This is a genomic window from Shewanella sp. Iso12 (assembly GCF_012030025.1).
Taxonomy (GTDB): domain Bacteria; phylum Pseudomonadota; class Gammaproteobacteria; order Enterobacterales; family Shewanellaceae; genus Shewanella; species Shewanella algae.
This window is the reverse complement of sequence record NZ_JAAUHW010000013.1, coordinates 103,048-115,749: the sequence shown is the minus strand read 5'-3', so window position 1 is coordinate 115,749 and position 12,702 is coordinate 103,048. Positions and strand designations below refer to the sequence as shown.

Here is a 12,702-nt window from a genome sequence, read left to right as displayed (position 1 = left end):
TCCAGGGAGCGGCTTTTTTCGTGCTATGGGGCTTTTCTGGTATGAATTTACAGCAAATAGCGGTATCCTCCGCTTCCCGCAGATAAATGTGAAAAGCGTCACAGCTTGCGCGGACAGTAACAAACGGAAGGCACTGGCTTGGCGCCTATCCGCCGGAGGAAAACAATGGCATTGAGTGAAGCAGCTTTGATGGTTCAGACCGCGCTCCTGGAGCGAGGACTCGAGACCCCCATGGTACCCTGTGGCTTGTCGGCCGAGGAGCGCAAGGAAAAAATAGAGGCCCATATGAAGGCCATTTTGACCTTGATGTCGCTGGATTTGAGCGACGACAGCCTGATGGATACGCCGAAACGTATCGCCAAGATGTATGTCGACGAAATTTTCTCCGGCCTCGACTATGCCAACTTCCCCAAGATCACTGTTATCGACAACAAGATGGGCTTCGATGAAATGGTGCGGGTGCAGGACATCAGCCTCACCAGCACCTGTGAGCACCATCTGGTGACCATAGATGGCACTGCTACTGTGGCCTATCTGCCGCGGAAGAAGATCATCGGCCTGTCGAAGATCAACCGCATAGTGCGTTTCTTTGCCCAGCGGCCACAGGTGCAGGAGCGCCTGACCCAGCAAGTACTGGTTGCGTTGCAGACCCTGCTGGAAACCAAAGATGTGGCGGTAAAAATGGATGCGGTGCATTACTGCGTTAAATCCCGCGGTGTGATGGATTCCACCAGCTCCACCACCACTACGGCTCTTGGCGGCGTATTCAAGTCCAACCCGGCCACCCGCGCCGAGTTTCTGCATCAGGCCAAATAGCCTCTCCGCCATAAAAAACGCTGCCAAGGCAGCGTTTTTTATGGACTGTACAGAAAGTTACTCAAGCTTCTGTAAGAGCCGATATCTATCCTGGACGGCATTAAATACCGTACTGTTCACGATAGGCGCTAACGGCGGCCAACTCCTGCTCCATCCCCGGTTTCTCGGCCAAGTAGGCAATCAAATCGGCCAGCTTGATGATGGCCACTATCTGGCAACCAAAGTCGCGCTCCACTTCCTGAATGGCAGACAGTTCGCCCTTGCCCTTCTCCTGACGGTCGAGGGCAATCAATACCCCGGCCAGAGTCGCGCCATTGGCCTGAATGATCTCCATGGACTCGCGAATAGCGGTACCTGCGGTGATCACATCATCCACCAACATCACCTTACCCTTGAGCTCGCTGCCAACCAGATTGCCGCCTTCGCCGTGGTCTTTCTTCTCTTTGCGGTTAAAGCAGTAAGGAATATCCAGATCATGGTGTTCGGCCAAGGCTACAGCCGTGGTTGTGGCGATGGGGATCCCCTTGTAGGCCGGGCCAAACAGGAGATCGTAATCGATACCGGCATCCACCAACGCAGCAGCATAAAAACGGCCCAGGCGGGCCAGATCCCGGCCAGTGTTAAACAGACCGGCATTGAAGAAGTATGGGCTCTTGCGGCCGGACTTCAGGGTAAACTCACCGAATCTCAACACCTGACGCTCAAGGGCAAATTCAATAAACTCGCGCTGATAGGCTTTCACGATCTCTCCTCTTGTGATTATGGGTAAGCCCTTAAGGCTCACGGGTACGAACAAGTACTCTCTGGAGTACGAAAAAAAGGACCCTCATGGGGTCCTTAAAAAAACTTAACTCAATGCAGCCTTCTGCACATCGATAATCTCACGAATGCCATGCTTGGCCAGCTCCAGCAGACTCAGCAACTCTTCATGGCTGAACGGCTCGCCTTCGGCGGTGCCCTGTATCTCGATGATCTTGCCGGTTTCTGTCATCACCACATTCATATCGGTTTCGGCGGCGCTGTCTTCGATATATTCCAGGTCACAGATAGGCTCACCTTCAAAAATCCCCACGCTCACGGCGGCGATCAGGAATTTGAGCGGATTGGCCTTGAGAATACCCTTGGCACGAGCCCAATTAAGCGCATCCACCAGAGCCACACAGGCACCAGTGATGGCCGCAGTGCGGGTACCGCCGTCGGCCTGAATCACATCACAGTCGATCACTATGGTGTTTTCACCCAGCAGCTTCATATCCACAGCAGCGCGCAAAGCACGGCCGATGAGGCGCTGAATTTCCTGGGTACGACCAGACTGCTTGCCTCGGGCCGCTTCGCGATCCATACGGCTATGGGTAGAACGGGGCAACATGCCATATTCTGCCGTCACCCAACCTTGGCCCTGGCCTTTGAGAAATCTCGGCACCCCTTCGGTAAAACTGGCGGTACAGAGTACTTTGGTATCGCCGAACTCGACCAGCACAGAACCTTCCGCATGGGCGGTAAACTGGCGAGTGATTGAAATGGGGCGGGTTTGAGCCGGAGTTCTGTTGCTGGGACGCATAATGAATTCCTGTATTTTGTCGTCTGGACTGAATTGGCTGCATATTATAGGGCCTTGCGGCGCTTGACGCCATGGCGGATCCGTATCGAACCGACAAAGTGTATACACTTCACTTTAACCCCGGGGGCAAGCTGTCTATAATCCTCTGCTACACCCGTCTTCAAGCAACTGGAATATCTGATGATCCACAGCATGACCGCCTACGCCCGTATCGAGCATAAAGCCGACTGGGGCACAGCCTCCTGGGAAATCCGCTCAGTCAACCAGAGATATCTGGAAACCTATCTGCGCCTGCCGGAACAGTTCCGCAGCCTGGAGCCTGTGCTGCGAGACAGACTGCGCAAGCGTCTCAATCGCGGTAAGGTAGAAGTCAACCTGCGCTACGAGCTAAGCGATCAACAAGGTACCCAGCTGAATATGAATCAGGACTTGGCCCTGCAACTGTTGCAGGCCGCCCACTGGGTAAAACAGCAAGCCGGCCAGGGTGAGCTCAATCCAGTGGATATTCTGCGCTGGCCAGGGGTCATGTCCTCATCCGAGCAAGACATGGATGCCATTGCCGCCGAACTGCTCAAAGCCTTCGACGGCGCCGTCGATCAGTTTATCGAAGCCCGCGGCCGTGAAGGCAGCGCCATCAAAGAGATGCTACTGACCCGCCTGGATGCCGTTGAAGCCCAGATCGCCATAGTCCGCGAGCACATGCCCAAGGTCATGGAATGGCAAAGGGAAAAACTCAGCAACCGCCTGGCCGAAATCCAGGGCGAACTGGACCCAGCCAGACTGGAACAGGAAATGGTATTGCTGGCCCAAAAACAGGACGTGGCCGAAGAGATGGACCGCCTCGAAGCCCACGTGGTCGAAGCCCGCCGGATCCTCAACAAGGGTGGCAGCGAAGGCCGCAGACTGGACTTCATGATGCAAGAGTTCAACCGCGAATCCAACACCCTGGCCTCCAAGTCAATCAGCAGCGAAATCACCGCCGCCGCAGTAGAGCTTAAAGTGCTGATTGAGCAGATGAGAGAGCAAATTCAGAACGTGGAGTGATGTTTTAACATTCACAAGTACAGCATAAAGCCTCATTTTTTGAGGCTTTTTTGTTTTCAGTAGATTTCAAAACCTTTCCGCTGTTTTCAACGCTAACACAATCATAGTTGCAGGAGCATGCAGGAGCTCCTTGGCAAGGTATGGCGTTTTATGGAAACCGTTTCGCCTTTCCCCGGCAACGGACACGGCATCGCGAAAATGTAGCAGTATTCGGAGGTAGTCCCCACTTAAAACAATTCCGTAGCTGCCTACCAAAGAAGGCCACAAGCCCCTTGTCTTCGCCTGAATTTTTAACCATCGAAGCAACAATGGAGGAAATGTGACCCACTTCAGTAGAGTTGGTCTAATACAAGTTAGCTATGAGTAAGGAGCTTCATTACAACCTTACCTATCTGTTGTGCCAAATACGGTGGTACGGCATTTCCTACCTGCACATATTGCTCTGTTCTAGTCCCTTCAAACAAATAGTTATCTGGAAATGTTTGTAAACGAGCTGCCTCACGCACGGTTAAGCTTCTACATTGCCGAGGGTCATAATGAATGAAGTAATGTCCATCTTTAGATATATGGCTAGTAACAGTCGTTGCACATTTATTTGCAGCTTGAGTCCGGAAACGATCTACATGATCACCTGAATCCCAATTCTCATGATCAGGGGCCAACTCAATAGGGAAGTCTCTCGCCTTAGGAGAGGTACCACCACTAAGCTTAGTAAAGGCGGCACTGTACGCATAACGAAGCAAATCTGACGTCATATGACCACGAGTCGCATGATTAAGTACACAACCAGGATGATTATTTAAGTACCAGTCCTTTAAGTGAGGAGGTATTTTCCGCTCCAATTCTTCTGAAAAACAACTTTGACGCTCAAGCCCTAATAGAGGCTCAAGATTTAGACTATCCACAGCCTCTCTATCAAACTTTGTTCTCAATATGCGCTTAAGCCTCTCACCATGTACTCGAATTTGTTTCTCCCAAATCTCTTGAATGTCTTTTTGCTTTGAAAAGCCACTTCTGAGCGGAGGCAGGTCTGATAGTACTTCTTCAACAGTGACAATTTTTTCCATTGGAACGATAGTATCCGGTATACAGGTTATATCTTGCCGCACACCCAACAGAATGACTCGGTGACGGGCTTGTGGTACACCATAATGCTCCGAACGAATCAGAAAGTCTGAGGAATCAGCGTATTCAGGACTCTCTGGGTCTTTAGCCTCAACAACAAGCGAATAAATCCTATAGTTGGATACTCCGCTTACTCCCGCCACCTTGCCGGGCTCCCTCAAATCTTTCAATATCTGAGGAAACATTACTTTACCGTTAATTTTGGCAGATAGAATACCTCGTACATTTTCCATAACAAACACATCAGGCTGTGCGATAGAAAGGACTTTAAGATATTCCTTGTATAGGAAATTTCTATGATCGTCTTCAGCCTTATAGCCTATAATCCCGGCATTACGCGAACGACCTGCTAACGAGTATGCTTGACAAGGCGGTCCGCCAATTACCACCTTTGGGCCTTGATGAGCGTCCAATAGCTCACGGATTCGCGCATGGATTAATGCATTATCCTCACCAAGTGCTCTTGGTTTATCTAGTGTTTCTTCTTTCGCTTTTTGAGCATGCTCAGGATATAAACTAAACAACTCTTGACGAGTTAGCTCTCCACGTACATATCTGAAATAGCTTTCCAAACCACCATTCAACCCCTTGATTTTCCTGTAGAAAGCTCGCGTCGTCAATGTTCTATGTGCAGAGGGCTCTTTTTCGACCGATATCGCGATTTCAAACGGATTGTTACCGTCTTCGCTTAAAACTGAAGATATACCTTCACCTAGCCCACCAGGACCGGCAAAAAGGTCAACAACGAGCACTTCACCTGTTTTCATTTCACCACTACCACCAATAAAAATGCTAGGCAATCATACCAGGCAGAAAGTTACGGGGGTAGTCCTCCTGCGACAGGTTATCCATTGATGGTTGAGGCCAAGAAAGACATCAGCGAGTACCGTATGCACTATTACAATCTACAACGCCCCCATCAACACAATGGCGGCGTTGCTCCAATTCATGGCGAGAATCGGCTTAACTTACTGTCCGGAATTAGTTGACCACTACAACTATATCCCGACAGCAATAAATGACATCCCACCTTTTCCTACCCCTTACACTCAGGAATCGATTTAAGAGGCTTTGAGAATGATTTGGCTCGCAACTGCTGCCAACATTCGTTTTTTTTGGCCCACTCTGAAATCATTCTCCCTGATGAAGAGCTATGCAACTGCTTCTGCACCTCAGAAGCCCAAATTAAAATTTGGTCTTTCAGTTGCTTAGAAATATCTTGGTTTTTCCAAATAACTTCCAAATCAATACAGCTGCCAAGCTTTAGTGCCAATAATGACAGCGTGTAGATAGTTATATTACCCTGGAATGCCTGAAACTGAGGCCTAATCAATTTGGTCGCAACCTTAAACAAAATTGCCTTGGCAATCAGCTTTCTATAATCATCAAGAGTCGGCTGTTCTTCTCCAGACTCCCATTCAAAATCTGAAAGATTATCCATAAACGCCAAGAAGTTCTTCTGCGCTCCCAACGAAACAACCTCTGGTTTCTGAGCCCATATGTACAAATATTTAGCCATATCAGGCTTAGTAATCTTTCTTGCTGGTGGAATAGATGCTTTCAGTCTTTTAAGCTTGGCAGGCGTAGTTCCTTCACGCTCTAACAATACTTTATAGCTTCCAGCAGCGCGCTCATAGAACCAACGCCCTTCGCCATCAGGGCAGTACGTCGACTGAGAAAAGTTATCCAATAGAACATGGAGGGGATGGTTAGCAGATAGATCTGACTGTTTAACAGCATTTTGACTGTTAGCGTATCGAGATATATCAGATATGAGTTTATCCTCATCACTGGAATCCTGTTTACGGAGAACAATCAATTTGGCAGGAACTCTCACTTTTGACAAATCTATTTCGGGGTGTTTCTTTTTTGTAAAATAAAGAGAAGCCGTTGTCTGCCCCCCGTTAACAATTTGCATACCCTTCAACCATGTAATGCCTGGAGTTCCATCCCCAGACTTTCCAATGTGCATTTCATCGGCAACTATGACCAAACCATTGTTATATGCCATGAACCGCTCTGGATCCGTTCTCAAAGTATCTCTAATACCTTTGTTTACTTTACCTACAGCACTCAAAAAAGAGCGTACATTGGCCTCAAGTACACGGGGGCCGTATTTATCATAAACAAACCTGAGAGCCTCCCCTGGGATCACGGTCATAGCATAGTCGTATTCACTAACTTGCCCAGGCACCCATACACAAGGCAAAGGGCCTCCCGAAACCTCTTCAAAATTGACTACCAGTTCATCACGGGGCCTACCTGCCGACGTATGGCGAAACAAGCGCTCTATATCCATAACTTCAAGCTTAATAGTCTTGCCTTGAATTTCTCTGGACTGGAACTGTTTAGACTTTGCATTAAGCACTTGATCTGTTAAAACATATATACGGATTTGATTAAAATCTCTGTATTTTTCTTGAATAATCTGAGCCAAGGCATGAGCTTCACTGGCCTGATCCATTTTGCTGACCAATTTTTTTTCTGCACACAAACTCAGAAAACGTAAACAGTGCTCGGCAACTTTTGTCACGTCAGATACGGCTACTCGTTGAATATCAGTCGCATCCGCATACAAACTTGCGAACATATCAAGCTGATCCATATCATCAGTATAGGCGTAACCACTAAGGCGCACTTTTGCGTTGCCTACTCTAGCATCAAAATGGCACACCTCAGGCTCAAATGTCATTCCGACATCAGCCATATGTTGCATCATGACTTCGGTAAACACAGACTCTGGATATGGATACGGCTCACCAGGCATCTCCATCCTATCATTAAGCAATTCCTTTACTTCAGCCTGCGTCTGTCTTAAAAAATCTACTAATTCCATTTCAATCAATACCTAATTCTCTATATACCTCAAGAAGAGGCACTTCAATAGCTGCAACCTGATCAATATCTATCTCATATTTTGCAGATTTAACTCCTGAAGGAACGCTCCCGGAAGTCATTCTTGGAAACCTCTCATCTACCAAAAAGTTTCTAGTCTCAATAACTAAAAAGCTTCTTGTATAATGCTCACTTTGCGAGTCCAAGTAGCCAACTCTCAACAGGCGGTTATCAAACTCTGATAAGGCCTGCTTATCCCGTGACAATCTTTCCCGAATATCATCAATTAGTTTCGCAAGTGTGCACCCAGAGATATTTTGACGCAAACGAACAGCCCCCAAGAAAATAGGTCGAACAATAGAATCATCCAGCTGTTCCAAAGAATGAACTTTAGCGGGAAACCCCTTCTCCGCCAAAGTCGTTTTTATTTCAATAGCTCCATGACCCAGCATAAAATCCTGCAACCCACCCAATGGTCCATACCAAGATTCGACAGCATTAGATATGCTAAGCCCAGAGTCGATTAAAAGACCTAGGAAAGTCAGCTCACCAAAAAGACCTACCTCGGCTTCAGCTCCAAGCACAGCCCTAGGCTTACTCATAAAGTCCTGCCACGCTCTGATTCGCCCAATAAATGCACTAAACAAAGCTATCGGAGACACATCTGACTTTTTACTTACCATGGTCAAAATATCTCTGACCATGGTAAGAAAGATCTCAAGACTTCCAGAATCCTGCCTAATAAGACCAATCCATGTTTGGTCTTGACCTAACCTCACATCACGAATTTTTTCTACCCGAAAGCCCTTTCCTTCAGGAAGCTGAATGTTCATTGGCAGAACTTCCAAGTTAAAGCCAACCAACAATGCCTCATCATTTTCCGGAAAATGGCGCGCAGCCATAATACGACAGTCTCCCGGAGAAGTTACCGGTACAGTCTGCCAGCCAATACCGGAACCCGAATTACTTAATGCCTTCCAAGAAGCAAGGATCTCATCCTCAATAAGACGAAGGATCATATTCCTGCTCCCAAAGTACATTGTTCACTTCATACTTAACCTTAGTGCCGCTGTCACTACCCGGGAAGCTGATACCAAAAGACACAATTGGTGTAGTATTCTCATCATAACTGGCATCGACACCCTCAGGGCTCAGCAAGTAGATAAGCAAAAGCCCACGCTCAGGGTGGCCAGCTATGTGCCCTGCCCCAAATCCTCTCACCTTACGCAGAGCAGGACCATTAGGCTCCTTTGGCGGCTCTCCTCTAGATTTTTCTGACCGAGCAGGATCATTCTTCCAGTTGTTTCTGGTTTCATCCAGCGCAGCACTCCAAGCCTCATCATCAAGGTCAAGAGCTTCATCGGCTGGTGATAAAAGCCTTCCAATTGAGTACCGCTCCTCAGTAATCGTTTTTGGGGTACGTTTTACCAATTTAACTTTAACGCTACTGGAGTCATTAATTGAGTAAGTCCTTTCTTGACCACCGCTAATTATTGCCACCGTCCATGACGTAAGCTCATCTTCTTTGTTCATATTCTGAATGAAGTCAGAAAGTAGCCTACTGTTGACCTTCATCGCTGCCGGATGGGTTTTGTATTCACTTAAAAACTGCACAACCTCTTCAGCAGGCACATTAGTCCACTGAACACCATTACCAGACTTTTTGCTGCCATTCCGATTTCTGTCAGGAATCGGCTTAGGTTCACCCAAGCGTAATGTGAAGCTATCAAAGGCTTGTAGGTTTGACTCAAGAGAGTCTAAATCTTTCAAAAGAGAAACAGTTTCAACAGACTGACCACTGAAGGAAAGGTAAAGGCTTTGTGCGTTCCGCATTTTTAGTCTAGAAGTAACCATCAGTACAGGATGCGAAGCTACCTTCAGACCATATTCCTTTGGCGTTGCACCGCTGGCAGTCATCAGATCGAACTCTTCACGCAGCTCTTCTGCTGCATCAGCAATATGTTCAAACCACTCCACAAGATCGATGGTTGTATACAGCCTACACAGGTCAAGGTATCCCGGGCGATAACCAAACCAGCGCCCCATTTGCATCAATGTATCGTACATTCTGGATGCACGGAGGAAATAACTGACACACAGTCCTTCAAGTGTCAGTCCTCGGGCAAGTTTATCTCCGCCGACAGCAATGACTTTAAGCCCTACGGCACTGTCCGCATAATCAAGCGCTTCTTTCGCAAAACCGTTGATAGCTCTGACTTCAATCTCTGAGATAGCATCCGAAAGTTCTGCTTCTACTTGCGACCAAGTCAGCGTATTCTCATCCACCATATCAGGGTGCATAGAGTGAATGGATTCAGTTGTAGTCAGAAAGTCACTTTCCCAGAGCTGCTTGAGTTGATTAATCACGTCATAATGATCAATCCGTCGCACCAAGCGCCTCTTAAGCCAGTCAACATAAGCCGCTACCTGCTCTTTCACATGCCCCTGAACGGATGTAAATCGAGTGACATGTATCAGCATGGAGCAGTGCTCATCTTTCTGCCCTCTCAGCCTTCGCGCTGTACAGGCAAGTACAAATGCATCGACCGACTCCCTTAGTGACTCAGGAATACCATGCTGCTGGTCACTTGACGGGTAATGACCATTTTTATGCTTGGTTGGCATCCAGCCTGATTCTTCATCTTCAGAGCAATGGTCACTTACCACTTTAACAAGAGGAAGACCTCCTTCTCTGCCATTTTCGCTAGAACGGCCAAATACTTTAGCAGGGCCGATGTAACTGGATGAAGCTGAAAGATTTGCAATAAAGGCTGAAGGAAAAAGGTCTGGCCCTTCTTTCTCTGTCTCACTTCGGTTGTGAATGAAAATATTTGCGAAAGGTGTCGCTGTATAACCAACGTAAGCTTTCCGTGTAAAGCTATGAAGTATTCTTCGAGTCAACCGGTTTATGGCGGTAGGCTCATGCTCAAGATCAGGTTTACCGAACTCATCATAAGCTTGGTCGCCAGTGTCAACCGATGCATTGTCTGCCTCATCATCTATGATCAAAAGAGGAAGATGGGTGACCAGTTTTCTGCCTGTCTCAGGATCCTCAATATTGGCAACATGGTCCTGAATCCACTTTAGCAACCTTTCTAAAACCGATTTGTTCTTTTTCACAACAAACAGCCAAGGGCGCTCTTCTGGGGATATGCCAAGATGTTTTGCTGCCTTGGTATTAAAGTCACCTTTTTCCGAGCGGTTGGTCGCAAAATTTGGTCGTATCGCCGGGTCTCTGTCAATCTCGCCCACACCAACAACGTGCATCTCATCTTGAATGACACTCGTCGTAAAACCAAGAAAACCTTCGTCCAGTCGAATCTGAGTCTGAGAGCGAAGGTTGTTGTGCATGCCAGCAAGCACAATAATTATTTTGTAACCGGCATCAGCCGCCTTGCATATCAGGCCGGTATAGTTGCCAGTTTTCCCAGACTGTACATGTCCAACAACCAGCCCTCTTCGATCCCACGGTCCCGGACGCTTTGGATCTTCAAGATTGCCAAGAATCAGATCTGTTGACTTATCCAGTCCTTCAACAATATTCCAGGATAGCTTTTTCTCTTGGTACTCACGGTAGCGCTGCCAGTAGCGCCATCCCTGCTTACGGTCTTGGTTCAGCCAAACAATATGGCCTTCGTCGTTGGTCAGCAATGCATCATCACCAACCCATGTGCTCGCTCTCCGGATAAGCTCATCAATGACTGCGCTCTCATCTGTATCAGCTCTCCACTCTTTTTTCATATTCAGAACAAGATTCATCTGTTCCTGAATAATAGCTGGAGTCATCTGACTTCCGGCCTCAAGCATATTCTGTACAAGAATTAAAACTTTCTGTTCCGTGGGATTTAATGCCATTTTCGTTTCCTAATCATGTCGACTCTGTCAGGGATGCAACCAGCTGCGGGTAATCATGAAATGGTTCAGTCTGAAGAAGTTTTCTTTTTGCCTCTTCAGCACTGAAACCTTTTTTGCTTGTGAGGTTTTGATACATGATGGTCAACACCTCAATCACCTCTGACGGTGCTTCGTCATCGAAACTGGTACGTGGTGTTTCTTTATTTTCTGCTGTATCCAGCCATATCCTTTGAATTGGAATGGTTTCTTCCAGTATCCTCAGCATAGCTTTAATCTGCGGCAACAGAGAACCAGCGTCATCCAACACGGCTCTGACTGCAGGGTGCGAATCATCCACTTTGTAACGTACACCTGCTGATGTTTGGTCAGCACGCCATGCCTGAACCACGGTCTCACCGTTTCCAGTTCTTGCAGGCCGACCTCTTGACGCAAAAGTTTTCCTAGCTCTAGCTCTGGTATCTTCAGCCAAGCGCATTAACCACTTTCTCACTTTTACCGGAGGACGCGCAGTTGCCTTGCGAATATCTATTTTCCAGTCTGAATCTACTGTATTGGGGATATCCAGCCTAATACGCGCAAGTCTGTGCGCTTCTTCTTTAGTCCAAGAGCGGGATTTGCCTAGACCGAGCCAACTGCCCGCCAATAACATTCTTCTGTTTCTATAAACATAAAATCCTTGTTGAGCCGTCCAGCCATCGGGTCCAGCAGCCGCCTCAAACTCTTTATTTGTTAACCTGTCTTTGTGAGGTAAAACATGACATTCCACGTCGACTCTTCCCCCCTGAGTCAACTGCGATGCTAGCGGTGAGTTCCAAGATTTAGCCGGATGGCCAGTCATAAACGGATCCCAAGGTTTTACCTTGTTGTCATTTATGTAAATTTCAAAGCGCTGACTTTTGTCTTCAAGATATCGATGAAAAACCATCGCTAGATGTCGTTCAACCTGATCAATCAAATCCAGAAAATCATTTGAAGTAAAACCATCTGTTAGAATGCGATCCAACTTCTCCCAAAGAACCATTGTTCCATGACCGATATTTTTGACGGATTCAACCAAGGGCAGCCCTGTATCTGACGCCCCTTCCAGCATAAACCAACCATCACCGGAGCTTTCAACCAATACATCAAGATCCCAACGCAAGCAGTTAAACTGATTATTCTGCATTGTGGCAACTGTCAGGCTGCGACATTGAGAAAAGGAAGCAGTCTTTAGCCCCATACCAAAACGACCAAGATCTGACTCATCACGTTCATCAAGAGGGTTCAGCTCACCTAGCCTCATTGCCGTATCGAGACCTTGAGCATCCATTCCGCTACCATTATCCAGTATCTCAATACGACTCTTCTCGTTCTGCCAAGTAAAATTGAGATCAACGCGACTGGCTTTAGCTGCAATACTGTTGTCAATAATGTCCGCTAATGCAGATGCTGTCGTATAGCCAAGACCACGCAATGCCTCGATCATT

General features: G+C 47.4%; 9 protein-coding genes and 1 pseudogene. 3 read left to right on the top strand and 7 right to left on the bottom strand.

Going from position 1 to position 12,702, the window contains the following annotated elements; translation table 11 throughout:
• The first annotated feature begins 165 nt into the window (after window positions 1-165).
• A complete protein-coding gene (folE, locus tag HCX89_RS18725; protein ID WP_025010867.1) occupies window positions 166-816 on the top strand; it encodes a GTP cyclohydrolase I FolE in 651 nt (216 codons plus the stop codon).
• Window positions 817-916: 100 nt separating this feature from the next.
• Here the strand turns inward: folE and pyrE are convergent, their stop codons facing one another.
• Complete coding sequence (gene pyrE / locus HCX89_RS18720) at window positions 917-1,558, bottom strand: orotate phosphoribosyltransferase (RefSeq protein ID WP_025010866.1); 642 nt, start codon at window positions 1,556-1,558, stop codon at window positions 917-919.
• 105 nt (window positions 1,559-1,663) lie between these two features.
• Window positions 1,664-2,377, bottom strand: a complete 714-nt coding sequence (gene rph, locus HCX89_RS18715) for a ribonuclease PH (RefSeq protein WP_025010865.1) — start codon at window positions 2,375-2,377, stop codon at window positions 1,664-1,666.
• 180 nt (window positions 2,378-2,557) lie between these two features.
• On the opposite strand from rph, the gene HCX89_RS18710 reads away from it, so the two are divergent.
• Window positions 2,558-3,421: a YicC/YloC family endoribonuclease gene (locus HCX89_RS18710; protein ID WP_167717013.1), complete on the top strand. Its 864-nt coding sequence runs from the start codon at window positions 2,558-2,560 to the stop codon at window positions 3,419-3,421.
• 353 nt (window positions 3,422-3,774) lie between these two features.
• Here HCX89_RS18710 and HCX89_RS18700 read toward each other — a convergent pair whose 3' ends face one another.
• Window positions 3,775-5,313, bottom strand: coding sequence for a DNA cytosine methyltransferase (locus HCX89_RS18700; protein ID WP_167717011.1), 1,539 nt, complete (start codon window positions 5,311-5,313; stop codon window positions 3,775-3,777).
• Window positions 5,314-5,406: 93 nt separating this feature from the next.
• Between HCX89_RS18700 and HCX89_RS22940 the strand changes: the two are divergent.
• Window positions 5,407-5,535, top strand: a pseudogene (locus HCX89_RS22940) (IS3 family transposase); the annotation flags it as partial.
• 47 nt (window positions 5,536-5,582) lie between these two features.
• Here the strand turns inward: HCX89_RS22940 and HCX89_RS18695 are convergent.
• From HCX89_RS18695 to HCX89_RS18680, 4 genes are read right to left on the bottom strand one after another with little or no spacing between them, the layout of a single operon-like run.
• Window positions 5,583-7,382 (bottom strand): AIPR family protein, encoded by a 1,800-nt coding sequence (locus HCX89_RS18695; protein WP_167717009.1) that lies wholly within the window; start codon window positions 7,380-7,382, stop codon window positions 5,583-5,585.
• Between the two features lies 1 nt (window position 7,383).
• The gene (locus HCX89_RS18690) at window positions 7,384-8,400 is read right to left on the bottom strand and encodes a PD-(D/E)XK motif protein (RefSeq protein WP_167717007.1); all 1,017 of its coding nucleotides are present in this window, start codon (window positions 8,398-8,400) and stop codon (window positions 7,384-7,386) included.
• Entirely contained in the window at window positions 8,381-11,236 is a 2,856-nt protein-coding gene (locus HCX89_RS18685; RefSeq protein ID WP_167717004.1) for a Z1 domain-containing protein, read from the bottom strand. Before HCX89_RS18685 ends, HCX89_RS18690 begins: the two co-directional genes overlap by 20 nt.
• A gap of 13 nt (window positions 11,237-11,249) precedes the next feature.
• Window positions 11,250-12,701, bottom strand: a complete 1,452-nt coding sequence (locus tag HCX89_RS18680; protein WP_167717003.1) for an ATP-binding protein — start codon at window positions 12,699-12,701, stop codon at window positions 11,250-11,252.
• Window position 12,702: the final 1 nt, after the last annotated feature.